Genomic DNA, 24,772 nt, shown 5'->3' on the forward strand with positions numbered 1-24,772 from the left:
CTCGAAGCGCAGGATGTTGTCGACCTCGGCCCCGCGCCAACCATAGATCGACTGATCGTCGTCGCCGACGCAGCAGACGTTGCCGGTCGAGGACGTCAGCAGCCGCAGCCACAGATACTGGGCGACGTTCGTGTCCTGATATTCGTCGACCAGGATGTAGCGGAACCGTCTGCGATATTCCTCAGCGATATCCGCGTGTTTCGACAATATGGTCAGGTTGTGCAGCAGCAGGTCGCCGAAGTCGCAGGCGTTCAGACTGACCAGCCGCGCCTGATAGGCGGCGTACAGCGCATGCCCCTTGCCGTTGGCGAAATCCTCGCTCGGGGGCAGTTTCTCCGGCGTCCAGCCGCGGTTCTTCCAGTGGTCGATCAGCCCGCTCAGCGAGCGCGGAGTCCACCGCTTGGTGTCGAGGTTGGCGGCCTCCAGCAGCTGTTTGCAGACCCGTTCCTGATCGTCGGTGTCGAGGATGGTGAAGGTGGACTTCAGCCCGACCAGCTCGGCGTGCCGCCGCAGGATCTGCGCCGCCACCGAGTGAAAGGTGCCCAGCCAGCGCAACCCCTCGGCCGACGGTCCGATCAGCTGGGTGATCCGCTCCCGCATCTCGCGCGCGGCCTTGTTGGTGAAGGTGACGGCCAGGATGCCGTGCGCCGGCACGCCCACCACTTCGTTCAACCAGCCGATGCGGTGGGTGAGCACGCGGGTCTTGCCCGAGCCGGCGCCGGCCAGCACCAGGGCGTGGCCCGGCGGCGCGGTGACCACCTCGCGCTGGGCCGGGTTGAGTTCGTCTATCAGGTGGGAAACATCCATGGCGCCATTGTACCGGCGCCACCCCACGCCCTGTGGGAGGGACTTCAGTCCTGATGCGATTCCGTCAAAACCCTCGGGACTGAAGCCCCTCCCACCAGTGCCTGGGTCAGTGCGCGGCTTTTCCGGCCGGCTTGGCGGCGTGCGACATCAGGCGGTCGGTCCAGGCGATGCCGATGGCCGACAGGATGAAGATGGTGTGGATGATCGTCTGCCACATCACGCCGACGGCCGTGACGGTGGTGCACGTCTTACCTGCGGAGCTGAGTTCGGACAACTGCCTGGCCAGTTCGATGGCCGGCGGGGTACCGCACAGCGGCAGCCCGCCCAGGCTGCCGGCCTCGATGAAGGTCTTGAGCAGGTGGATGGACGAGATGCCGATGATCGCCATCGCCAGCTTCACCTTCAGCACCGAGGCGTTGACGTGGCTCAGCCATTCCGGCTGGTCCGGGTGGCCCTGCAGGTTCAGGCGCGAGACGAAGGTCTCGTAGCCGCCCACGATCACCATCACCAGCAGGTTGGAGATCATCACCACGTCGATCAGGCCCAGTACCACCATCATGATCAGCTGTTCGCTGAGCGTATTGGCGGCCACCACCAGGTGGGTCAGCTCCTTGAGGAACAGGAAAACGTAGACGCACTGGGCAACAATCAGGCCCAGGTACAGCGGAAGCTGCAGCCAGCGCGACGCGAAGATGAGGTTGGAAAGCGGGCCGATCTTGGGCGTCGCGCCGGGTGCAGGTTTCGTCATGTCGGGTCCTGGATTATTTCTTGCTGGCTGCGCCGATCACGACGGCAACGGCACCGACGCCGATCAGCACCCAGCCGAGGTTGATGGGCGGGGTCTTGGTGTCGGTCTTGCTGATTTCGATCGGGCCGATGTCGGCGACCTTTTCAGTGCTCTGGAACTTGAACACGCCGGCGGTGATGAGGCCGCCGATGATGAGCAGGATGGCGCCGATGAGGATGGCGGGCATGCGCATGATTCTACTCCAGTGGTCGCCCGGGTCCGGGCACGCGAAGGGTAGAGGCAACGCGGCCGCCTGCCAAGCGCGGCCGGGCCGGGGTTTAGTCCAGGGTCACACCCGGCAGGCCAAGCACGTAGTTGGCGCCCATCAGCCTGGACGGCGTGTAGTAGCCCCCCGCAGGGCGTTCGCCGCCGAGCAGGCGGGCAACGATGCCCAGCGCCGCGGTAACCGTGACCTCGTAGCCGTTGGGCGTGCGCAGGCGGCGCTTCACTTCGCCGCCTTGGGCGTCACGTGCCTCGCCCCAGACCACGCAGCCGGTCTTGCCGCGCGTGGTTTCGGACGGACCACGCACGCGCTTGGCAACCTGCGCCTTGAGCAGGGACTGCACCGGCGAAAGACCCAGCAGCGGACCGAGCAGCCGCAGCTGGCGCAGGCGCTTGGCCGTGGCCGGCGGTACGCCCATGTAAACCTCCACGTTGGGAATGCCGGTGGACACGAAGGCCGTGTACACGTCGCCCCAGGGAATGGTCATGGCGAAGCGCTGCTCACCGTCCCGCTCGAAGCTGCGCGTTTTCCAAGCCAGGGGCACCCGGGTCATCTTGCCGTCGATGCGCGCGCGGCCACCGCTGCCCAGGCCTTCCACGCTGGTCTTGGCCGTTCCGGGGCTGGGGCCACCGCCGGCTTCAAACGCCAGCACCAGGGAGTTCGCGTTGGGCAGTTCGCGCTTGAGCTGTGCCGCCAGGCAGTCGGTGGGCACCACGTCGAAGCCCGAGCCGGGCAGCACGACGATGTTCTTTTCCTTCGCGCGTGCGTCCTGGGCATGGCAGTGGGCGAAGACGTCGATTTCGCCCGTGATGTCCAGGTAGTGCGCGCCGACGTCCAGGCAGGCCTCCAGCATCGGACCGCAGGTGGCCGAGAACGGGCCGGCGCAGTGCAGCACCAGGCCGATGCCGTTCAGCCCGCTGCGTACGGCCTGGTCGTTGTCGAGGGCGAAGGCGCGCACGGGCAGGCCGTGCCGCTGCGCTATTTCTTCCAGCGCCGCGGCGCTGCGGCCGCCCAGCACCGGGCGCAGGCCGCGGCGCACCGCTTCCTCCACCATCATCTTGCCGGTGTAGCCGTTGGCGCCGTAGATCATCCACTCCATGTCAGTTCCCCGGACCGCGGCCGCGGGCGAACTTGACCAGCTGGCCGAAGTAGAACTCCGGGAACCAGCGCTTCAGGCGCCAGCGCATGGGCTCGCGCTTGGTGGGGATCACCAGGAACTCGCCGCGCTCCACCGACGCGAACACGGCGTCGGCGACGCTGTCGAGCGTGTCGGGCGACGTTTCCATCATCTTGTCGGCGAAGCTGCGCAGCTTGGGGTTGCCCTGCCAGCTCTCGAGCAGGTTGGTGCGGAAGAACGCCGGGCACAGCACGCTTACGCGCACACCCTTGCCGTGCATCTCGGCGCGCAGCTGTTCCGACAGCGCCACCACCGAGGCCTTGGCCACGCCGTAGCTCATGATGCTGGGCGCGCCGGCCAGGCCGGCGAAGCTGGCGGTGTTCACCACGTGGCCACTGCCTGCGGCGATCATGCCGGGCAGGAACAGCCGGCAGCCGCGCACCACGCCCAGCAGGTTGATTTCAAGCACGTTGTGCCATTCGGCCATCGTGGTTTCCACCATGGCGCCGCCGGTGGCGATGCCGGCGTTGTTGAACAAAACGTCCAGGCCGCCCCATTCGCGCGCCACCGTCTCATGGACCTGTTCCATGGCCTCGTCGCTGGCCACGTTGGCGACCATGGCCAGGTGCCCGCTGCCGGGCAGCGAGGCGCGGGTGAGCTCGGCGCGCGCGGCGTCAAGGTCCACGCAGGCCACCCGGTCGCCCGCCTTGGCATAGCGCTGCGCAAGCGCCTGGCCCAGCCCGCTTCCCGCACCCGTAATCAGTACCCTGCGTTGCGCCATTTCGTGCCCCCGTTTTGGCCAGGCCGCGAAGAGGCCTGTGCTAGGCTCGGAAGCATAGCAACTCCGCCGCCAACCCCTGTTCCACGGAGCCAGAAAGTGCCTGAATCCCTGTTCGACCTCACCGGCAAGACCGCCCTGGTCAGCGGCGCCTCCCGCGGCATCGGCGAGGCCATCGCCCACCTGCTGGCCGCCTTCGGCGCCCACGTCATCTGCACCAGCCGCAAGATCGAAGGCTGCGAAGCGGTGGCGTCCGCCATCCGCGGCGACGGCGGCTCGGCCGAGGCCCATGCGGTGCACGTGGGCGACCCAGCCGCCATCGAAGCCCTGTTCGCCAAGCTCGACGCCGCCGGCCGCCACGTGGACGTGCTGGTGAACAACGCCGCCGCCAACCCCTACTTCGGCCCGGCCATCGACATGACGCTGGACGCCTACGAGAAAACCGTCGAGGTGAACCTGCGCGGCTATTTCTGGACCACCGTGCAGGCCGCCAAGCGCATGCAGGGCCGCGGCGGCGCCATCGTCAACATCGCCTCGGTGAACGCGCAGCGCGCGGCGCCGGGCCAGCTGGTGTATTCGATGACCAAGGCCGGCATCGTCAACATGACCGAAGGCTTCGCCAAGGAACTGGCGCCGATGGGCGTGCGCGTGAACGCCGTGCTGCCGGGCCTGACCGACACCAAGTTCGCCTCGGCGCTCACCGGCAACCCCAAGATCCTGGAGATGATGCTGCGCATGATCCCGCTGGGCCGGGTGGCGCAGCCCGACGAGATCGCGCCGGCCGTGCTGTTCCTGTGCACGCCGGCCTCTTCCTACCTCACCGGCGCCGCGCTTCCCGTCGACGGCGGCTACCTGGCCTGAGGGGAGCGCCTGCCATGATCGACCTGCACTACTGGCCCACGCCCAACGGCCACAAGATCACCATCTTCTGTGAGGAAGCCGGCCTGCCCTATCGCATCGTGCCGGTGGACATCGGCGCCGGTGCGCAGTTCACGCCGGAGTTCCTGGTCCTGTCGCCCAACAACCGCATGCCGGCGATCGTGGACCACGCGCCGGCCGACGGCGGCGAACCGATCAGCGTGTTCGAGTCGGGCGCGATCCTGATTTACCTGGCGGAGAAATCCGGCCAGTTCCTGCCCGCCGCGCCGCGCTGGCGCAAGCAGGTGCTGGAGTGGCTGTTCTGGCAGGTGGGCGGCTTCGGGCCAATGCTGGGCCAGAACCACCACTTCACCCGCTACGCGCCCGAGAAGATCCCCTACGCCATCGACCGCTACCAGCGCGAGGCGGCGCGGCTTTACGGCGTGCTGGACAAGCACCTGGCCGGGCGCGAGTTCATCGCCGACGCCGGCTTCTCCATCGCCGACATGGCCTGCCAGCCCTGGGCCGCGGCGCACGCCTGGCACCACATCAACCTGGCCGATTACCCGAACGTGCGCCGCTGGCACGACGCCATCGCCGCACGGCCCGCCGTGGCGCGCGCCTACGCGCTGGAAGCGTCGTTCAAGCGCCCGGCCGAAATGACCGAAGAAATGCGCCGCAACCTGTTCGGGCCTCCTGCCTGAGCCTTCCAACACGCCTGGAGTCCCGCATGCCCCGCACCCTTCCCGCCACCGCCGCCTTCGCGGCCCTGCTGTCGGCCCTGCCGGTGGCCGCCCAGGATTTTTCGAACGTCACGGTTGAAAGCACCCGCGTTGCCGAAGGCGTCTACACCCTCAAGGGTGCCGGCGGCAACGTCGGCCTGGTGGTGGGCGACGACCGCGCCTTCCTGATCGACGACCAGTACGCGCCGATGGTGCCCAAGCTGCGCGACGCCATCGCCAGGATCACCGACAAGCCCGTGAGCTTCGTGCTCAACACCCACTGGCACGGCGACCACACCGGCGGCAACGAGGCCTTCGCACAGGCGGGTGCCATGCTGGTGGCGCACGACAACGTGCGGCTGCGGCTGTCGTCGGACCAGGTGATGGCGGCCTTCGACCGCACCGTGCCGGCAGCGCCCACGGGTGCGCTGCCGGTGGTGACGTTCAACGACCAGATCACCTTCCACGTGGGCGGGCTTACGGTGCAGGCCATCCACGTCCCCAGCGCGCACACCGACGGCGACGCCATCGTGCACCTGAAGGAAGTGGACGTGATCCACACCGGCGACCTGGTGTTCTACGGCCTGTACCCGGTGGTGGACTACAGCAACGGCGGCAGCCTCAAGGGCATGGCCGACGCCACCGCGAAACTGGTGGCGATGTCCAACGACAAGACCCGCTTCATCCCGGGCCATGGGCCGGTGGTGATCGGCCGCGCGGAGATTGCCGAGTATCTTGAGATGCTGCGCGTGGTGCATGCACGGCTGGAGAAACTGATTGGCGAAGGCAAGACGCTGGAACAGGTGCTGGCGGCCAAGCCCACCGCGGAGTTCGACGCCCAGTGGGGCAAGGGATTCCTGCCGCCCGACCGCTGGGTGACCATCAACTACCAGGGCATGGCCACCGCGCCGGACACCGCCCGATGAAGAGCCTGCTGCTGGCCACCCTGATGACCCTCGCCACTTCCGCCGCCGCCGACAAACTCACGCTGGAAGCCATCACCGGCGCCACGCCGCTGTCGGGCCCCAGCCTGATGAAGCCGGCCATCTCGCCCGACGGCCAGCGCGTGACCTACCTGCAGGGCAAGGCCGACGACCGCTTCCAGCTGGACCTGTGGGAATACAGCCTGGCCGAAGGCAGGCAGCGCCTGCTGGTGGATTCGGCGGTGGTGCTGCCGGGCGACGAAGTGCTGTCGGACGAAGAAAAGGCGCGGCGCGAACGCCAGCGCATCGCCGCGTTCCGCGGCATCGTTGAATACCAGTGGGCGCCCGACGGCAAGGCGCTGCTGTTCCCGCTGGGCGGCCAGCTGTACCTGTACGACCTCGCGGCCAGCGCCAGCCCGGTGCGCAAGCTCACCACCGGCGAGGGCTTCGCCACCGACCCGAAGGTGTCGCCGCGCGGCGGCTACGTCAGCTTCGTGCGCGACCGCAACCTGTGGGTGATCGATCTTGCCACGGGCCGCGAAACCGCCCTCACCCGCGACGGCAGCGACACCATCGGCAACGGCGTGGCCGAGTTCGTGGCCGATGAGGAAATGGATCGCCACACCGGCTACTGGTGGGCGCCCGATGATTCGGCCATTGCCTTCGCGCGCATCGACGAATCCCCGGTGCCGGTGCAGAAGCGCTACGAGGTGTATGCCGACCGCACCGACGTGGTGGAACAGCGCTACCCCGCCGCCGGCGATCCGAACGTGCTGGTCAGCCTGCACGTGGCGACGCTGGGCCAGGACAAGCCGGGCATCGCCAGCATCGACCTGGGCGCCAACCGCGACATCTACCTGGCGCGCGTGGACTGGCGCGGCCCCGACCGGCTGACCTTCCAGCGCCAGTCACGCGACCAGCGCACGCTGGACCTGGTGGAAACCACGCTGGCCACCGGTCGGCAGCGCGTGCTGCTGACCGAAACCAGCCCGACCTGGGTGCCGCTGCACAACGCGCTGCGCTTCCTGGCCGACGACCGCTTCGTCTGGAGCAGCGAACGCAGCGGCTACGACCACCTGTACCTGCACGACGCCGACGGCAAGCCGCTGCATGCGCTGACGTCGGGCGAATGGGTGGTGGATTCGCTGCTGGCCGTGGACGAAGCCGCGGGCCTGGTCTACTTCGACGGCACCCGCGACTCCCCGCGCGAGCGCCACGTTTATTCCGCGCCGCTGGCGGGCGGGGAGGCGAAGCGGCTCAGCCGTGAGCCCGGCACCCACCTGGCCAGCTTCAGCCGCAACGCCTCGGTGTTCGTGGACCTGTGGTCGAACACCACCACGCCGCCGCAAACCGAACTTTTCCGCGCCGACGGCAGCAAAGTGGCCACGCTGGTCGGCAACGACCTGGCCGACGCCGCGCATCCGTATGCGAAGTACCGCGACGCGCATCGTCCGGTCGAGTTCGGCGAAATGCCCGCCGCCAGCGGCGAAACCCTGCACTACAGCCTGATCAAGCCGCCCGGCTTCGACGCCACGAAGCAGTACCCGGTGGTGGTGTTCGTTTACGGCGGCCCGGCCGCTCAGACCGTGCTCAACGCCTGGCCCGGCCGCGCCGACGCGCTGTTCAACCAGGTGCTGGCGCAGCAGGGCTACGTGGTGTTCTCGATCGACAACCGCGGCACGCCGCGGCGCGGCGCGACCTTCGGCGGCGCGCTCTACGGCCGCCAGGGTGGCGTGGAAGTGATTGACCAGGTGGCCGGCGTCGAGTTCCTCAAGCGCCAGCCGTGGGTGGACGGCGCGCGCGTGGGCGTGCACGGCTGGTCCAACGGCGGCTACATGACCCTGATGCTGCTGGGCCAGGCCAGCGACACCTACGCCTGCGGCATCGCCGGCGCGCCCGTCACCGATTGGGCGCTATACGACACCCACTACACCGAACGCTACATGGACCACCCGGCGCGCAACCCCGAGGGCTATGCGTCATCGTCGGTGTTCAGCCACCTGGACGGACTGCGCTCGAAGCTGCTGCTGGTGCACGGCATGGCCGACGACAACGTGCTGTTCACCAACTCCACCAAGCTGATGTCGGAGCTGCACAAGCGCGCCCTGCCCTTCGAGCTGATGACCTACCCGGGCGCCAAGCACGGCCTGTCGGGCAGCGACGCGCTGCATCGCTACCGCATGGGCCTGGATTTCTTCGCCCGCTGCCTTTGAAAAACCGGGGTCAGAGCCCGGTTATCAGCGCGCTATCTGGACGAGCGCCGGCGCGTGGTCGCTGGGACGGTCCCACTCGCGCGGCTCGCGGTCGATGCTGGCGCCGGTGCATGCCGCTTTCAGCGCATCGCTCACCAGGCACAGGTCGATGCGCAGGCCCAGGTTGCGGCGGTAGCCGGCGGCGCGGTAGTCCCACCAGCTGAAAACGCCGCCCTCTTCGTGGTGCAGTCGGTAGCTGTCGTGCAGGCCCAGCGCCATCAGCCTTGCCAACGCCGCGCGTTCGGCCGTGGAGGTGAGGATGCTGGCGTCGTACCACACGGCCGGGTCGTGCACGTCGCGGTCGTCGGGCGCGATGTTGAAATCGCCCACCACCACCAGGCGCGGGTGGGCCTGGATTTCCTGCGCCAGCCAGCCATGCAGGGCGTCCAGCCAGCGCAGCTTGTAGTCGTATTTTTCAGTGCCCACGTCCTGGCCGTTCACCACGTACAGATTGACGATACGCAGGTCGCCCACGGTGGCGGCGATGACGCGCTTCTGCTCGTCCTCGAAGCCCGGGATGCCCAGCTGCACGTCCACGGCCGGCTCACGCGAGACGATGGCCACGCCGTTGTAGGTCTTCTGCCCCACAAAGACGCTGCGGTAGCCCAGCTCGGCCAGGGCCGAGTCAGGGAATCGCGCGTCTTCGAGCTTGGTCTCCTGCAGGCAGACCACGTCGGGCTGGCGCAGCCTGAGCCACTCCTGCAGGTGGGGCAGGCGCACGTTGAGCGAGTTGACGTTCCAGCTGGCGATGGTTTTGGTTTGCATTCGCGAATGCTAACGGTTCTGGCGCTTGCTGCCATCCCTTGACGCCGGTCAAGTCGAACCCCGCTGCCGGGACTACACTTCGCCCACGGCAGCGCCACAGCGCGCCGCGAGGTCGCCGTCACCCCCGCCTGCAGGAGCGCTTCAATGAACACCTCGACCCGATACTCGGCCGGCCAACGCCGCCTGCACTGGCTGGTGTTTTTGCTGGTGGCGGTGGCGTACGTCACGATGGAGTTCCGCGGCGAATTCGAACGCGGCACGCTGGCCCGCACGCTGATGGTGCAGTCGCACTACTGGATGGGGCTGACGGTATTGGTGCTGCTGCTGCCGCGCCTTTGGCTGCGCATCAGGCGCGGCGCGCCGCCGATCACGCCCCGGCTCCCGGCTTGGCAGGCGGTGATTTCCGGCCTGACGCATGGGCTGCTTTATGCCTTCCTGCTGGTGCAGCCGGTGCTGGGCCTGGTCACCACCTGGGCCGACGGCAAGCAGATCCTGCTGCCCTTCATCGGCGTGGCCCTGCCGACGCTGATAGCCCCGAACGCCGGGCTGGCGCATACGGTGGAGGACCTGCACAAGACCATCGGTTCGGCCTTCTACTGGGTCATCGCCTTGCACATCCTGGCGGGCCTGTACCACCACTTCGTGCGCAAGGACGACACGCTGCGCCGGATGGCCTGAGCCCGCTCAGCCGCCCCAGCGCAGTTGCCCCGACGCCACCACGGCCTCCAGGGCCAGCGTGCCCGGCGCCAGCAGCAGCAGGTCGGCGTCCGCGCCCACGGCCAACCGCCCTTTGCCCCGCAGACCCCAGATATCGGCCGGCGTGGACGTCGCCGCCGGCAGTGCCGCGGCCAGCGGCAGGCCGTGCCGGGTCACGGCCTGTGCCAGGCTGCGCAGCAGGCTGCCCACGTCGGCGACCTCCATCCCGCGCAGGCGGCCCTGCGCGTCGAAGTCGGGCAGGCTGGCCTGGCCGTCCGAACTCAGGCTGATGCGCGACACCGGCAGGCCCGAAGCCAGCAGTTGGACCAGCGCCTGGGCCGCCGCCACTTCGCCGGCCTGCAGCAGCTCGGCGCTGGTGCTGGTGGTGATGTCCACGCTGCCGCCGCGCGCCACCCAGGCGGCCGCCTGCGCAAGCAGGCCGGCATGCCGATTGATGTGGGTGGGATGCCACTGCGTGGCCGGCACCGGATACCGGTCGCTGACGGCGTGCAGCAGGGCCAGGCCCTCGGGGGCGTCACCCACGTGCACCAGCACGGTGCCCGCCTTGCCCGACAGCATCCCGCCCACGCGGGCGTCCGAGGCAATGCGCGCCAGTTCGTCGGCGCTGGGCTGCGAACCGCGGTGGTCGGCGATGGCGATCTCGCCCACGCCGATGATGTCCGGCACCAGCACCAGGTCGTCGCGCACGCTGCCGGTGAGCGTTCGCACCGGGACGCGGTAGCTGCCGGTGAGGGCATGGGCCGTCAGACCGTAGGCGCCGAGCGCACGGCAGCAGGCCAACAGGTCGGCGTGGCTGCGGGTGGCGTCGTCGGTGCCCAGTGCGCCGATGAAGGTCGTGACCCCCGAGGCCAGCGCCTGCGCCGGCAGCAGCGCCGGCGTGCGCGTCTGGAAACCGCCTTCGCCACCGCCGCCGCTGACGTGCACCAGCGAGTCCACCAGCCCGGGCACGGCGATGCGCCCGGCCGCCTCGAGGACGCGCACAGGCAGGTCCGCACCCGGCGAAAGCCTCGGCGCCATGGCAACGATGCGACCCCCCGCCAGCAGCAGATCGTGGCGGCCGATCGGCGCCGGGTCGAACACGTCCGCGCCGCGCACCAGCAGCATCGCCTCAGACATAGCCGATCCCGACGGCCACGGCCACCGCGGCCGACGCCATCGCCAGGAACAGCAGCTCCAGTCGCCAGATGATGCGCAGCCACTGGCTCCAGCCGATGCCGGCGACGCCAATCGCCCCCATCAGCACCGCCGACGTCGGCACTACCAGGTTGGTCAGGCCGTCACCCAGCTGGAAGGCCAGCACCGACACCTGGCGGGAGACCTGCAGCAAATCGCCCAGGCCAGCCATCAGCGGCATGGTGATGGCCGCCTGCGCCGAGCCGGACGTGACGAAGAAATTGAAGATGGACTGGAACAGCAGCATGCCCTGCGCCGCCGCCCACGTCGGCCATCCGTCCAGCGCCAGGCCCATGCCGTAAAGCAGGGTGTTGAGGACCGAAGGCTGGTGCGGGTCGGCGCCGCCCAGCAGCCACAGCATGCCCTTGGCGGCGGCGATCACCAGCGCCACCGGCACCAGCTGCTTGACGCCGTCGGTGAAGGTTTGCGCCAGGCGGTTGGCGCTCATGCGCCGGTCTAGCCAGGCCACGATGGCCGCGAACAGGCCCAGCCCGAAGAACTGCGCCGACAGTTCGGGCAGGTAGTACTGGCGTTCGGTGACGCCCCAGACAATCCACACCACCGTCGCCAGCAGCCCCAGCAGGATCAGGCGGTCCGCCCAGTTCATCGGCGTGGGCGCCGGCGCGGCCACTGCGGCCTGGCCCGGCGCCGGCTGGCGCCGGTGGCGGCGCGCGTAAAGCACCGTGAACACCACGCCCACCGCAGTGAACGTGGCCCACATGGCGACGCGGAACGGCGCGCCCGACAGCGGCGGCACGCCGGCGATCCCCTGCGCCACCAGCACGCTGAAGGGGTTCATCCACGAGGTGGCGAAGCCCACCTGGCTGGCCAGGTAGGTGGCCATCACCGCGCACTCGCGCGGCAGCCCCAGCCGGTCCACCAGCGGCAGCAGCAGCACGATGAAGGCGATGGTTTCCTCGCCCATGCCGAACACCGCGCCGCCCAGCGAGAACGCCACGAACAGACTGCCCAGCAGCCAGGCCGGCCGGTCGCCGGTGCGCGCCACCAGCGCCATCAGCCCGCGGTCCACCGCGCCGGTGGCGCTGACCAGGGCGAAGGAGCCGCCGACGATGAGAATGAGGGCGATGACGCCGACGGCGGCGCCATTGCGTCCGCCCGAGGTCAAACCCTCGAACAGGAAGTTCAAAAAGCCGCGCCCGTCTTCGGTCCCAAACAGGGTCGAAGAGGGCGCGTCGGGGACCCACACAAACCGATCCAACGCCACCGGTGCACCGGGCTCGAACAGCCCCGCCGGAACCAGCGGCACCACCAGCGCTGCCAGCAATGCAATCGCCAGCAGTATCAGGAGAGTGTCGACGCCCTTGGGCGCCGTCGTCGGATCGGAGGTGGTCAAAGCCTTAATGCCTGTAGATGTAGTTGAGGGTTACGAAACGACCCAGCGAGTTGTGGTTGTAGTCGTCGAAGTTGGTGGCCGAACCCAGCGCACGCGGCGGATCACGGTCGCCGAGGTTGCGGATGTTCAAGCCCAGCGACTGGCGATCGTCCAGGTCCCAGTTCACGCTGGCGTTGAGGGTGGTCCAGGACGACACGCGGCGCCCGGCCGGCACGTTGGACTGTTCGTCGTCGTCGTAGAAGCCGTCCACGTGGTTCACCCAGAACCGCGCGCTCCAGTCGCCCTTGCCCCAGCTCAGGCCGGTGTTCACCAGCCACTCGGGGTAGCGGAACTCGCCCACCCGCTCGAACAGACGCTGGCCGTTGCTGCACTCGCCGGCACCGCGGCGCGTGCTGACCTCGTCGGGCGAACACGATTCGCTGCGCTCGAACGAATGGGTCCAGGTGACGTCCAGGTAGGCGTCGAACTGGCCCCAGTCGCCTTCGCGGAACGCGTGGTCCAGGCCCAGGTCGATGCCGTCGGTGCGCTGCTGGCCGATGTTGATCAGCTGCAGCTGCACGTCGTCCACCGGGTCGCCGATGTCGCCGCCGCGGGTGGCGATGCCGATGATGCCCGGCAGCAGCACGCGCCGGTTGGCGTCGCCGGCGCGCGGGCGCGAGTTGTAAACCAGGCTCGGATCCAACTGCGCCTGGCGGAACAGCTCCAGCGGGTCGATGTCCACCAGGTCGCGCTGGTCGAAGTTCCAGTAGTCCACGGTCAGCGTGGTGCGGTCGCCCAGGTTGAACACCGTGCCCAGGTACCAGGCGGTGGAGGTTTCGGCGTCAAGGTCGGGGTTGCCGTAGATCTCCGACAGGTAGCCGTCGTCGCCGGCGAAGCCGCCGCAGAAGCTGGTGAAGAACTCGCTGCCCACCGAGCACGGCAGCGCGCCCGAGCTGAGCGAGGTGCCAGCGCCGACCTGGGCCAGGGACGGTGCGCGGAAGGACGTATTCCAGCCGCCGCGCAGCAGCACGCTGTCGGTGGCGCGCCAGCGCAGGCCGACGGACGGGTTCACGTCGCCGCCGAAGTCGTCGTACTGGTCGTAGCGCGCGGCCAGGCGCACGTCGAAGGTGTCGGTCAGCGGCAGGTTGGTTTCAGCGAACAGCGCCCACTGCGTGCGCGACGCGTCCACTGCCGTGGAGCCGAAGCCGTACACCGGCACTTCGCCCGTGGTGCGGTCGATGGTGGCCAGCGTCGAAGGCTCGTCGCTGATCTCCTCGCGCCGCAGCTCAGCGCCGAAGGCCCAGGCCACGTCGCCGCCGCCCAGCGACCCGAGCGTGCCGGTCAGTTTGCCGTCCCAGGCGTAAAGCGTGGACGTGCCGTCGCGCGGCACCCGTTCGCGCACCAGGTCGAGCACCTGCTGGGTATTGCCGGCCTGGCCGTTGAACGGGTCGTACCACAGGCCGCCGCTGCCGGGGCTGCAGTTGGTGGCACCGCTGGCGCACAGTTCGCCCAGCAGGCCGGCGCGGATGCGGGCGACGTTATAGATGCCCGCCACCGCCTCCTGGCGCGACTTGCTGCGGGCCGCGGACAGCGTGGTTTCCCAGTCCCAGGCGCCGACGCTGCCGCGCAGGCCGTTCAGGATGCGCCAGTTCCGGGTGGTCACTTCCAGCGTGCGCGCATCCGGGAAGCGGCCGATGCCGACCAGGGCGGTGGTGTCGAAACCCTGGTCGATGAAACGCTGGCGCAGCTCGGCCGGCATGCCCGGATGATTGAAGCCGATCAGCTCCTCGGTCCACGGCGCCGGCGCGGAATCGGCGCGGGACTGGTTGCGCTGCAGCGCCAGCTCGGCGAAGAACTCCATCCCGTCGGCGACGTCCACCGACAGCGTGCCGTAGGCGCCCAACGTCTCGAGCTGCGGGTCGGTGGCGGTGAAGGCGTTGCGGTTCACTTCGCAGTATTCACCGAAGCGGCCGATGCCGAACTGGTCGGGCGGACAGGCGGCCTCGACGATGTCGTCCTGGGCGAAATCCAGGTCGTTGAAGCTCGGGAAGATGCCCTGCTGCGAAGGCCGCGGCTCGACGGCCGAGATGGCCCGGTCGCGGTCGTAGAGCGCATTGCGCTGGTAGGCATCCACGATCAGCATGCCGCGCACGCGGTCGCGCGCGAAGCCCGCCACCAGGTTGGCGTTGAAGCGGCCTTCGTCGGTGCCGCGGCTGGAGTCGCCGTAGCTGGCCGACAGGCGCAGGCCTTCGAAGTCCTTGCGGAGCACCAGGTTGATCACGCCGGCCACGGCGTCGGCACCGTAGATGGCCGAGGCGCCCGTGGTGAGGATCTCGATGCGGTCGATGGCCGCCATCGGGATGGCGTTGATGTCGACGAAGTTCTCGGAGCCATTGGCGAACGAGGACGCGGCCACGCGCCGGCCATTCACCAGGGTGAGGGTGGACGACGTGCCCAGGCCGCGCAGCGACGCGCCTGCGGTGCCGGCGGGGGCGTCGGCCTGCAGCGCGCCGGAGTTGGCGGTGCTGAAATTGCCGGTGCCGCCGCCGGTTTCGGTGATCTGCTTGAGCAGGTCGCCAACGTTGGAGGCGCCGAACTGCTTGATGTCCTCGGCGTCGAGGATGGTGATCGGCTGGGCTTCCTGCAGGTCGATGCCGCGCAGGTTGCTGCCCGTGACGGTGACGGCGTCGAGGGTCACGGCCTCGTCTTCGGCGGTGTCGGCAGTCGTGGTGGCGCTGGACTGGGCGAACGCAGCCGGTGCGGCCAGGGCCATCGCCACGGCGAAGGCCAATGGATTGAGCAAGGATTTCATTTGATTCCCCCGGAACGGCCGCAGCCGCGCCCGGGGGCGCGCAAAGCGGCGTGAACTTGGATGGTGCGCCGTCAGGGACGGCGGTTCACCGACCCTGCGGTCGGCGTCGGGCCCGGGGATGGCCCTACTCGTCCCACCACTCGCTGAGGTAGTAGGTGGGGCCGATATGACGAATGTGGTTGCGGGGTTTGGACATGGCGACCATTCGTTGTTCCCGCAAAGTGATACTCCCGGTTTCACGCCGCCGTCAAGTGCACTTGCCGTCGGGACGCGCCGCCGCTAGGGTTTCGCCATGCCCAAGACCTTGATTCTCCTGCTGCTCGCGGCCACGGGGAGCGCCTTCGCCTCGCCCCCGGCGCCCCCCATGCCCCCCGAATTCTTCCTCGCCGGCGGCGCCTTGCGCACCTGTTCGGACCTGGCCCCGACCGCCTGCCGGGCGCCGCCTGAGGCGGCGGGCGCCCGCAAGCCGTCGCAGTACCGCGTTGATGAAGTCGGCATTGCGCGCGCGCTCGATCCGCTGATGTGGCGGGGCCGCAGCGGTGCGCCCGACAGCGCGGTGCTGGCCGCGATGCTGGCCGGCGTCCGCCGCGAACAGCCCTGGGAGCGCGCGGCGCTGGAAGAGGCTCTGGAGCGCGAATGTCCGCGCGGCGACTGCACGGCTGGTGCCGCGGCACCGTGGCGGCGGCTTCTGGCTGACGAGCGCGCGGCGATTCTTTCGGCGCTGGAGCTGCCGCAGCTGGACGAAGGCGTCCGCCGCCGCGAGCGCTCGTATCTGGCGCAAAGCCAGCAGCAGGAAGGCGTGGACGTACTGCGCGCCTTCGTCGCCGCCGCCGCCAAACGGCGCCCGGGCGCGCGGCCGCGCATCATCGTGGTCACGGCATCGGCCAGCGATCCGTTCGAGCCGGTGGATTTCTACCTCGATGCGTTCCGCGAGCTGGGCGCGGTCGCCCAGTGGTGGCCGGTGGACGCGGCGTTCATGGCCGCCACGCTGCAGGGAGGCGACTGCGACCAGCTCGATTCGCTGCGTCGCGAACACCTCAGGCTGTCGGCGCGCGATGCGGTTTATCCCGACCTCGGCGCCCTGCAGTGGCGGGCGTGTATCGATCCATTGACGGCCAGCCTGCCGGAGCTGGTGGAAGGCGTGTTCTTCGCCGGCGGCGACCAGTGGCTGCACCGCCGCGCTTTCTTCGACGGCGACGACCAGGCCAACGCCTGGCTGCTGTCGCTGCGCAAGGCCTCGGCCGCCGGCACGCTGGTGGTCGGCGGCACCAGCGCCGGCACCGCGGTGCAGGGTGGGGCGGCGATGCTGAGCAACGGCGACAGCGCGCAGGCGCTGCGCGCCGGGGCGCTGGCGCGCGCGCCGATGGACCCCGGTTGCGGCGAGGCGGGACGCTGCGCCGACGGGCTGTCCGAAGACAGCCTGACCTATTGGCCCGCAGGGGGCCTGGGCCTGCTGCCCGGCTGGACGCTGGACACGCATTTCTCCGAGCGCGCCCGCGAGCTGCGCCTGCTCACCCTGATGCACGAGGCGCAGGTGCCGCTGGCGGCGGGCGTGGATGAAACCAGCGCCCTGCACGTTACGGGCACCCCCGATGCGATGACCTTGGAAACGCTGGGCGCCAGCGGTGCCTGGGTGTTCGAACGGCTGCCGGCCGACGCCAGCGGCGCGCTCGCGGCGCGGGTGCATTACCTCGCGGCCGGCGCTGTTTTCACCCACGACGGCAAATCGCTCGCGAGCCAGGAGGAACTGGCCACCCGCATTCGCGCCTCCGGGAAAGTCCGCACGCCGCGCGACGCACTCGAGGACGGCGCGCTGCGTGACGCCGTGCAGGTGCTGGCGGCAAGCAGGAAGAAATCCCTGACGCTGCGCGCCGGCAGCGGCCGGGTCACGCTGTCGCGCACGCCCGCGACGCTGGCCTGGCGTTCGCCCACCGGCGTGGCCGGGCTCACCCACCTCACCCTGCGCTACGTGCCCGAAAGCCCCCGCAAGCCATGACCACCGCCGTGGACCTGCGCAGCGACACCGTCACCCGCCCCACCGCCGCCATGCGCGAAGCGGGCCTGCGCGCCGAAGTGGGCGACGACGTGATGGGTGACGACCCCAGCGTGAATGCGCTGCAGGCGCGGCTGGCGGCCGACCTGGGCTTCGAGGCGGGCCTGTTCCTGCCCAGCGGCACCCAGTCCAACCTGGCTGCGCTGATGGCGCACTGCGAACGCGGCGACGAATACCTGGTGGGCATGGACGCGCACACCTACAAATACGAAGGCGGCGGTGCCGCGGTGCTGGGTTCAATCCAGCCGCAGCCGATCGTGCAGGCTGAAGACGGCACGCTACCGCTGGAAAAACTGGCCAGCGCGGTGAAGCCGCTGGGCGACCCGCATTACGCACGCACGCGGCTGCTGGCGCTGGAGAACACCTGGCACGGGCGCGCGCTGCCCCTGGCCTACCTGCCCGAAGCGGCCGCGTTCGCACGCTCGCGCGGGCTGGTGCACCACCTCGACGGCGCCCGCCTGTTCAATGCCGCGATCGCCTCGGGGGTCGCGGCGCGCGAAATCACCCGCCACTTCGACAGTGTGTCGGTCTGCCTTTCCAAAGGCCTGGGCGCACCGGCCGGTTCGGTGCTGGTGGGCAGCGCCGAAGTGATTGCCAAGGCCCGCCGCTGGCGCAAGGTGCTGGGCGGCGGCTGGCGCCAGGCCGGGCTGCTGGCGGCCATGGCCAGCCACGCGCTGGACCACCACGTGGAACGACTGGCTGAGGACCATCGGCGGGCGCGCGTGCTGGCCGATGCGCTGCGCCGGTTGCCCGGGGTGGACGTGGAAACGCCCCAGACCAACCTGGTGTTCATCACGGTGCCGGCCGACGCCACGGCGGCGCTGGCTTCGCACCTCAGGACGCACGGCGTCCTGATGGCCGGCAGCGGCCCGCGGCTGCGGCTGGTGACGCACCTGGACATCGACGACGCCGGGCTGGCGCGCGCCATCGACGCGTTCACCGGGTTCTTCGCCGCGCGCTGATCAGGTGCCGGGCCGCTGGGCGGCCTTGGGTTCGGCCACTTCCTGCCCGGCCTCGGCCCGCCCGGCCATCTCGTGGCCCGCATTGGCCGGCAGCCGGAACATCACCCAGGCCGAGGCCGCCGACACCAGCCCCACCAGCAGGAATGCCCAGCTGAAGTTGCCGGCGTCGGTGTACGCCGTGCCGGTGATTTCGCCGGCCAACTGCAGACCATAGCCGCCGATCGCCACGCCCAGCGCCAGCGAGAACTGCTGCGCCATGCCCGACAGGCTGCTGGCCTGGCCCATCTTCGGCGACTCCACTTCGGCATAGCTGATGGCGTTGAGGCTGGTGAACTGCAGCGAACGGAAGCAGCCCGACACCACCAGCACCGCGATGATCACGGCGTGCGGCGTTTGCGCGGTGAACAGTCCGAACGCTGCCAGCATGGCCGACGCCAGCAGGGCGTTCACCCACAATACGCGCCGGAAACCGAAGCGCTTGAGCACGCTGGCGGCCATGGTCTTCATGAAGATCGCGCCCATGGCCGAGGCGAAGGTCAGCAGGCCCGACTGCAGCGCGGTGAGGCCAAAGCCCAGCTGCAGCATCAGCGGCAGCAGGAAGGGTGTGGCGCCGATGCCGATGCGGAACAGCGCGCCGCCCAGCACGCCGGCGCGGAAGGTGTGGTGGCGGAACAGGTTCAGGTCGATCAGCGGATGCGGATGCACGCGCGCATGCCAGACGTAGCCGGCCATCGCGGCCACGCCCAGCACCAGGCACGAAACGGCCAGCGACGTCGACACCATGTGCCGTCCCAAGGTGGAAAAGCCGAACAGCGCCAGCGCCAGGCCCAGCCCCGAAAGCGCGAAACCGCGCCAGTCCAGCGGCGGCACCGCTTCGCGCAGGTCGGGGATGTAGCGACGGGCCAGGAAGATGCCGAGGATGCCCATCGGGATGTTGATCAGGAAGATCCAGCGCCAGTCGCCATAGGTCGAGATCAGTCCGCCCAGCGGCGGCCCGATCATGGGCGCCACCAGTGCGGGAATCGTCAGCCAGCTCAGCGCCTGCACCAGTTCGTTCTTGGGCACGGTGCGCAGCAGCACCAGCCTGCCCACCGGCACCATCAGCGCGCCGCCCATGCCCTGCACGAAGCGGGCCGCCACCAGCTGTTCGAGCGAGCTGCTGGCGGCGCAAGCCAGCGAGCCAAGCAGGAACACCGCGATGGCCCCCATGAAGGTCGAACGGGCGCCGAAACGATCCGCCACCCAGCCGCTGACCGGGATGAACACCGCCAGCGACAGCAGGTAGGCCGTGAGCGCCAGCTTGAGCGCAATCGGCTCGGTACCCAGGTCCGCCGCGATCGCGGGAAGCGACGTGGCGATCGCGGTGGAATCCATGTTCTCGATGAACAGCGCACACGCGACGATCAGCGAGAGGCGGCGGCCTGGGTTCATGGCCCAGGCACCGCGGGAGTCACGTCAGGCGGCAAGACCGTAGCTGCGCAGCAGCGCGTCGGGTTCGGGTTCGCGGCCGCGGAAGGCGATGAAGCTTTCCAGCGCCGGGCGCGAGCCGCCAACGGCCAGGATTTCCCGGCGGTAGCGGGCCCCGGTGGCGGCGTCGAACACGCCGGCCTCTTCGAAGGCGGCGAACGCGTCGGCGCTCAGCACCTCGGCCCAAAGATAGCTGTAGTAGCCGGCCGCGTAGCCGCCCGAGAAGATGTGGGTGAACGCGTGCGGGCCGCGATGCCAGGCCGGCGGCGGCAGTACGGCCACGTCGCGGCGCACGTCGTCGATGACCTCGAGCACGCGCGCACCCTCGGCCGGGTCGTATTCCAGGTGCAGGCGGAAATCGAACAGCGCGAATTCCAGCTGCCGCACCAGGAACAGGCCGGCGTGGAAGTGGCGGGCCTGCAGCATCTTCGCGTACAGGTCGTCGGGCAGGCGTTCGCCGGTTTCATGGTGGCGCGCAAACAGGTCCAGCGCCTCGCGCTGCCAGGCGAAGTTCTCCATGAACTGGCTGGGCAGCTCCACCGCGTCCCACTCCACGCCGCTGATGCCGCCGATGCTGGGCCAGTCCACCTCGGTGAGCAGGTGGTGGATGCCGTGGCCGAACTCGTGGAAGAGCGTGATCACGTCGTCGTGGGTCAGCAGCGCGGCCTTGCCTTCAGCCGGAGGTGCGAAATTGCAGGTCAGGTAGGCCACCGGCTTGAACAGCGCGTCGCCGTCGTTCATGCGCGACCGGCATACGTCCATCCAGGCGCCGCCGCGCTTGCCCGAGCGGGCGTAGTGGTCAAGGTAGACGCCCGCGCGCATGGTCCCGTCGTGGTCCACCACGTCGAAGAAGTGCACGTCGGGATGCCAGGTGTCCACGCCGTGGCGCTCCACCAGCTTCACGCCGAACACGCGTTCGGCCACGGTGAACAGGCCCTGCATCACGGCCGGCAGCGGGAAGTAGGGCTTGAGGTCTTCCTCGCTGAAGGCGAAGCGCTGTTCGCGCAGCTTTTCCGACGCGTAGGCCACGTCCCAGGGCTGCAGTTCGGCGATGCCCAGTTCGGCGGCGGCGAACTTCTTGAGTTCGTCCAGCTCACGCCGCGCCACCGGCTTGGCCTTCGCGGCCAGTTCGCGCAGGAAGCGCAGCACGCGCTCGGGCGTGCCGGCCATCTTGTCGGCCAGCGACAAGTGCGCGTTGGAATCGAAGCCCAGCAGGTTGGCCGCTTCGTGGCGCAGCGCCAGGATGGTTTCGATGCGCGCGCTGTTGTCGTGCTTGCCGGCCTGCGGGCCCTGGTCGGAGGCGCGGGTGTTGTAGGCGGTGTAGAGCTGTTCGCGCAGCGCGCGGTTGTCGGCGAAGGTCAGGATGGCCTGCACCACCGGGCCCTTGAGCGTGGCCAGGTGGCCTTCGAGCTTCTTCTCCTGGGCCATGGTGCGCAGCATCGCGCGCGCCGACTCGGGCAGGCCGGCGAGTTCGTCTTCGGCCACCGGGCGGGTCCAGGCGTCGGTGGCGTCCAGCACGGCTTCCTCGAATTCGGTTTCCACCTTGCTGAGCTGGTTCTGGATGTCCTTGAAGCGCGACCGCGCCGGTTCCTCCAGCGCCACGCCCGACAGGCGGAAGCCGCGCAGGCTGTCTTCCACCACCGTGCGGCGGGCCAGGTCCATGGCGTCGAAGCCGGGGGCTTCGCGCACCGCCTTCACCGCTTCGTACAGGGCGCGGTTCTGGCCCAGTTCGGTGCCGTGTTCGGTGAGTTTTTCCAGCGCCGCGGAATAGGCTTCGCGCAGTTCGGGCGAATCCTTCACGCCGTGCAGGTGCGACACCGGCGCGAAGGTGCGGCCCAGGCGCTCTTCCCAGCGCTCCAGCGGCGCCAGCAGCGTGGCGAAATCGCGCGCGGACGGGTCGGCGGTGAGGCGGTCCACCTCGGCGCGGAAGCCGGCCAGCACGTCGTCGATGGCGGGGTTCACGTGCTCGGGCGTGATGGCCGAGAACGCAGGCAGTTCACCGGAGGCAAGCAGGGGGTTTTCAGTAGTCATGACAGTCCAGATGGCGCTGCGCGGCTGCGAAAACAACCGCGAGGGGGTCAGCGCGTGAAGAATTTCACCACGAAATCAGCCAGCTTCCCGAACGGCGGGTCGAACACGAACATGCCGTTCAGGCGCGACTGGTACAGCACCGGCATCAGCTTGCTGAACGCCAGGAAGCCGTCGTGGCCGTGGTATTGGCCCATGCCGCTGGGGCCGACGCCGCCCACCGGCAGCTCATGCTGGCCGAACTGGATCAGGCAGTCGTTCACGCACACGCCGCCGGCCACCACGGTATCCAGGGTGCGGCGCAGGCGCTTGCGGTCGCGGTCGAACGGGTAGAAGGCCAGCGGGCGGTCGCGGCCATTGATGTAGGCGATGGCTTCGTCGTGGCTGTCGTAGCTTTTCACCGGCAGCAGCGGACCGAAGATTTCTTCCTGCATCACCTTGGCCTCGTCCGGCGGGTCCAGCAGCACGGTGGGCGGGATCACTTCCACGCCGGGCGGCGGGGTTTCGCTGTCCGGGCGGTACTGCATGACGGTGACACCGCGGTCGCGGGCGTCGTCGATCCATTCGCGCAGGCGGTTGGCCTGGCGGTGGTTCACCACGGCGGTGTAGTCGGGGTTGGCGGCCAGCGACGGGTAGCGCCTGCGCACGCTGGCCAGGTAGGCGCGCACGAATTCGTCGCGCTGCGCACGCGGCACCAACACGTAGTCGGGCGCCACGCAGGTCTGGCCGGCGTTGAAGCACTTGCCGGCGGCCACGCGGTCGGCGGCCTGGTCGATGGGGTAGCCCGGCGCGACCAGCACGGGCGACTTGCCGCCCAGCTCCAGCGTCAGCGGCACCAGGTTGGGTGCGGCCGCGGCCATCACGGCCCGGCCCACCACGGTGGAGCCGGTGAACACCAAGTGGTCGAAGGGCAGCGAGGTGAAGGCCGCGCCCACTTCGGCATCGCCCTGCACCACCGAAACCCGGTCGGCCGGGAACACTTCGGCGATCAGGCGCGCCAGCAGATGCGCGGTGCGCGGGGTGTGTTCGGACGGCTTGATCAGCACGTGGTTGCCGGCGGCGATGGCGTCGGCCAGGGGGATCAGGGCCAGCTGGATGGGGTAGTTCCAGGGCGCGACGATGCCGATCACGCCCAGTGGCATGGGCCGCATTTCGCTGCGGGCCGGCAGGAAGGCCAGGTTGGTGCCGCGGTGGCGCGGGCGCATCCAGGCCTTGAGGTGGCGGCGCAGGTAGGCGATCTCGTCCAGCGTGGTCATGATGTCGGCCGCCAGGGTTTCATGGCGGGACCGGCGGCCGAAGTCGGCCGACACGGTCTTGGTCAGCTCGTCCTTGTGCTTGCGGACGGCCTGGCCCAGGCGGTCCAGGTCGGCCATGCGCTGGGCATAGTCGGGCACCTTGCGGCGTTGGGCGGCCCGCACCTGGTCCAGCAGGGGGCGGAGGTCGATGGGGTCGTGCGCGTGGGTGTCCATTTCCCCAGTGTAAACCCAGCCTGTCCGGGCGGTGCGAAGGGCTGGTTAGAATGGCCCCATGAACATCCGACCCTTCCGGGGCATCGTCCCCACCCTCGGCGCCCGCGCCTACGTCGACCCCGCCGCCTGCGTCATCGGCGACGTGCACCTGGGCGAGGACAGCTCGATCTGGCCCGGCTGCGTGGTGCGCGGCGACGTGAACCACATCCGCATCGGCGCCCGCACCAATATCCAGGACGGCACCATCGTGCACGTCACCCACGACGGCCCCTACACCCAGCCCGACGGCTGGCCCTGCCTGATCGGCGACGACGTCACCATCGGCCACGGCGCCATCATCCACGCCTGCACCATCGGCAACGCCTGCCTGATCGGCATGGGTGCCACGGTGCTGGACGGCGCCGTGATCCAGCAGCACGGCTTCGTAGGCGCCGGCGCCGTAGTGCCGCCGGGCAAAACCGTCATGAGCGGCGAACTGTGGCTGGGCAACCCCGCCAAGCCCGTCCGCCACCTGTCCGACAAGGAAATCGAACAGCTCTACTACAGCGCCAAACACTACGTCCGCCTGAAAGACGAATACCTCAACGGCTGAGATCGGCGGGCAGCAGGAACGGGGTCAGGTTAACTTCCGCCGCCAGTACCGCGGACCGATCCCCAAAGGAAAAGGCCCGCCGAAGCGGGCCTTTCCATGTTGCGTGCCGCGGCGTGTATCAGTTGGTGCCGGGGCGGACCATCACGTGGTTGCTGACCGTGCCCGACTCCGGGTTGACGATCTGGTACAGGCCCTGGATCTGCTTGTTCGGGCCCGACACCGTCACGTTCAGCGTGGCGCGCGGAGCCGCGGTGAAGCCGGTCAGCACCGAGTCCAGGTCCACCACCAGCGTGCCGGCCGCCGGCACGGTGCCGGTGAGGTTGGCGGTGGAGATGACGTTGCCGGTTTCACCCAGCACTTCAATCACGTACTCGCGGGCCTGCGAACCGGTGTTGGTCAGCACCATCCGGCTCAGGTAGCCATCGGGCACCTGCGCCAGCGGGGCCTGCAGCTCCGCGCCGTTGCGGGTGATGGCGCCCAGCGCCAGCGGACCGCGCGGGGTGACGGCGTAAACCGCCGGGGCGGCCGACACCGGGGCCAGGGCCACGGTGTAGTCGCTCGCGCGGATCGGGTCGCCGCCGGCCTGGTAGCACAGGAAGTGGTTGGGCGTGGCGGCAGCGCCGATCACGAACGTGGCGCCGGTGTCGTCGAAGTCGTCGGCCGACTGGATGTTGACGCTGCAGTCCGCCGCCGGGCTGAAGAACACGTCGCTCGCCGCTTCGAAATCACCCGAGAAGTTGAGCGCGGTGTTCGCACCCATCAGGTCGGCCAACTCGACGGCCAGACCGTCGATCGTGATCGGCTGCGTGTCGCCCAGCACGGCCTGCACGGTGCCGTAGCTGAAGCCGCCGATCTGGGCGCGGGCGGTGTTGAAGGTCGGGGCCGCCGAGACGAACTCGCTGTAGGCCGGATCGGCCGACTCCACGTCGGCCAC

Annotated in this window: 21 protein-coding genes; 8 read left to right on the forward strand and 13 right to left on the reverse strand. The window is 69.3% G+C overall.

Annotated features, from left to right (window positions below; all coding sequences use genetic code 11):
- From K0M70_RS02250 to K0M70_RS02270, 5 genes are all read right to left on the reverse strand, one after another.
- A partial coding sequence (locus K0M70_RS02250) for a UvrD-helicase domain-containing protein (RefSeq protein WP_290778714.1) occupies positions 1 to 807 on the reverse strand: 807 nt, incomplete at its 3' end.
- 106 nt (positions 808 to 913) lie between these two features.
- A complete protein-coding gene (locus K0M70_RS02255; RefSeq protein WP_290778717.1) occupies positions 914 to 1,555 on the reverse strand; it encodes a TIGR00645 family protein in 642 nt (213 codons plus the stop codon).
- Between the two features lie 13 nt (positions 1,556 to 1,568).
- The gene (locus K0M70_RS02260) at positions 1,569 to 1,787 is read right to left on the reverse strand and encodes a hypothetical protein (protein ID WP_290778719.1); all 219 of its coding nucleotides are present in this window, start codon (positions 1,785 to 1,787) and stop codon (positions 1,569 to 1,571) included.
- Between the two features lie 85 nt (positions 1,788 to 1,872).
- The gene (locus K0M70_RS02265) at positions 1,873 to 2,916 is read right to left on the reverse strand and encodes a saccharopine dehydrogenase NADP-binding domain-containing protein (RefSeq protein ID WP_290778721.1); all 1,044 of its coding nucleotides are present in this window, start codon (positions 2,914 to 2,916) and stop codon (positions 1,873 to 1,875) included.
- Between the two features lies 1 nt (position 2,917).
- Positions 2,918 to 3,715, reverse strand: a complete 798-nt coding sequence (locus tag K0M70_RS02270) for an SDR family NAD(P)-dependent oxidoreductase (protein WP_290778723.1) — start codon at positions 3,713 to 3,715, stop codon at positions 2,918 to 2,920.
- A 96-nt stretch (positions 3,716 to 3,811) separates the two neighbouring features.
- Here K0M70_RS02270 and K0M70_RS02275 point away from each other — a divergent pair, with 96 nt between their 5' ends.
- From K0M70_RS02275 to K0M70_RS02290, 4 genes are read left to right on the forward strand one after another with little or no spacing between them, the layout of a single operon-like run.
- Positions 3,812 to 4,573: a glucose 1-dehydrogenase gene (locus tag K0M70_RS02275; protein WP_290778725.1), complete on the forward strand. Its 762-nt coding sequence runs from the start codon at positions 3,812 to 3,814 to the stop codon at positions 4,571 to 4,573.
- A gap of 14 nt (positions 4,574 to 4,587) precedes the next feature.
- Complete coding sequence (locus K0M70_RS02280) at positions 4,588 to 5,274, forward strand: glutathione binding-like protein (RefSeq protein ID WP_290778728.1); 687 nt, start codon at positions 4,588 to 4,590, stop codon at positions 5,272 to 5,274.
- Between the two features lie 26 nt (positions 5,275 to 5,300).
- Positions 5,301 to 6,218, forward strand: coding sequence for an MBL fold metallo-hydrolase (locus K0M70_RS02285; protein WP_290778730.1), 918 nt, complete (start codon positions 5,301 to 5,303; stop codon positions 6,216 to 6,218).
- A complete protein-coding gene (locus K0M70_RS02290) occupies positions 6,215 to 8,428 on the forward strand; it encodes a S9 family peptidase (protein WP_290778731.1) in 2,214 nt (737 codons plus the stop codon). Before K0M70_RS02285 ends, K0M70_RS02290 begins: the two co-directional genes overlap by 4 nt.
- A 24-nt stretch (positions 8,429 to 8,452) precedes the next feature.
- Here the strand turns inward: K0M70_RS02290 and xth are convergent, their stop codons facing one another.
- Positions 8,453 to 9,232 carry an exodeoxyribonuclease III gene (gene xth / locus K0M70_RS02295; protein ID WP_290778734.1) on the reverse strand — a complete coding sequence of 260 codons (780 nt, stop codon included), beginning with the start codon at positions 9,230 to 9,232 and terminating at the stop codon, positions 8,453 to 8,455.
- A 144-nt stretch (positions 9,233 to 9,376) separates the two neighbouring features.
- Here xth and K0M70_RS02300 point away from each other — a divergent pair, with 144 nt between their 5' ends.
- Positions 9,377 to 9,910, forward strand: coding sequence for a cytochrome b (locus K0M70_RS02300; RefSeq protein ID WP_290778735.1), 534 nt, complete (start codon positions 9,377 to 9,379; stop codon positions 9,908 to 9,910).
- A 6-nt stretch (positions 9,911 to 9,916) separates the two neighbouring features.
- Here K0M70_RS02300 and iadA read toward each other — a convergent pair whose 3' ends face one another.
- From iadA to K0M70_RS02315, 3 genes are read right to left on the reverse strand one after another with little or no spacing between them, the layout of a single operon-like run.
- A complete protein-coding gene (iadA, locus tag K0M70_RS02305; protein ID WP_290778737.1) occupies positions 9,917 to 11,065 on the reverse strand; it encodes a beta-aspartyl-peptidase in 1,149 nt (382 codons plus the stop codon).
- Entirely contained in the window at positions 11,058 to 12,476 is a 1,419-nt protein-coding gene (yfcC, locus tag K0M70_RS02310; RefSeq protein ID WP_290778738.1) for a putative basic amino acid antiporter YfcC, read from the reverse strand. Before yfcC ends, iadA begins: the two co-directional genes overlap by 8 nt.
- Positions 12,477 to 12,480: 4 nt before the next feature.
- On the reverse strand, positions 12,481 to 15,267 hold the full coding sequence (locus K0M70_RS02315; protein WP_290778740.1) for a TonB-dependent receptor: 2,787 nt from the start codon (positions 15,265 to 15,267) through the stop codon (positions 12,481 to 12,483).
- Between the two features lie 364 nt (positions 15,268 to 15,631).
- Between K0M70_RS02315 and K0M70_RS02320 the strand changes: the two genes are divergently transcribed.
- Together K0M70_RS02320 and ltaE are read left to right on the forward strand one after the other, a co-directional pair.
- Entirely contained in the window at positions 15,632 to 17,263 is a 1,632-nt protein-coding gene (locus tag K0M70_RS02320; protein WP_290778742.1) for a hypothetical protein, read from the forward strand.
- Positions 17,260 to 18,282, forward strand: a complete 1,023-nt coding sequence (ltaE, locus tag K0M70_RS02325; protein ID WP_290778744.1) for a low-specificity L-threonine aldolase — start codon at positions 17,260 to 17,262, stop codon at positions 18,280 to 18,282. The genes K0M70_RS02320 and ltaE overlap by 4 nt, the downstream gene beginning before the upstream one ends.
- Here ltaE and K0M70_RS02330 read toward each other — a convergent pair whose 3' ends face one another.
- The 3 genes from K0M70_RS02330 to K0M70_RS02340 are packed head-to-tail and all read right to left on the reverse strand — an operon-like array spanning position 18,283 to position 23,246.
- The gene (locus K0M70_RS02330) at positions 18,283 to 19,713 is read right to left on the reverse strand and encodes an MFS transporter (RefSeq protein WP_290778746.1); all 1,431 of its coding nucleotides are present in this window, start codon (positions 19,711 to 19,713) and stop codon (positions 18,283 to 18,285) included.
- 24 nt (positions 19,714 to 19,737) lie between these two features.
- A complete protein-coding gene (locus K0M70_RS02335; protein ID WP_290778749.1) occupies positions 19,738 to 21,780 on the reverse strand; it encodes a M3 family metallopeptidase in 2,043 nt (680 codons plus the stop codon).
- A 47-nt stretch (positions 21,781 to 21,827) separates the two neighbouring features.
- Positions 21,828 to 23,246, reverse strand: coding sequence for a coniferyl aldehyde dehydrogenase (locus tag K0M70_RS02340; RefSeq protein WP_290778751.1), 1,419 nt, complete (start codon positions 23,244 to 23,246; stop codon positions 21,828 to 21,830).
- A 58-nt stretch (positions 23,247 to 23,304) separates the two neighbouring features.
- On the opposite strand from K0M70_RS02340, the gene K0M70_RS02345 reads away from it, so the two are divergent.
- Positions 23,305 to 23,838, forward strand: coding sequence for a gamma carbonic anhydrase family protein (locus K0M70_RS02345; protein ID WP_290778753.1), 534 nt, complete (start codon positions 23,305 to 23,307; stop codon positions 23,836 to 23,838).
- A gap of 118 nt (positions 23,839 to 23,956) precedes the next feature.
- Here the strand turns inward: K0M70_RS02345 and K0M70_RS02350 are convergent.
- Positions 23,957 to 24,772, reverse strand: an 816-nt coding sequence (locus tag K0M70_RS02350) for a hypothetical protein (RefSeq protein WP_290778754.1), incomplete at its 5' end; no start/stop codon positions are given.

The sequence above is a fragment of the Arenimonas sp. genome (assembly GCF_019459675.1).
Taxonomy (GTDB): Bacteria; Pseudomonadota; Gammaproteobacteria; order Xanthomonadales; family Xanthomonadaceae; genus Arenimonas.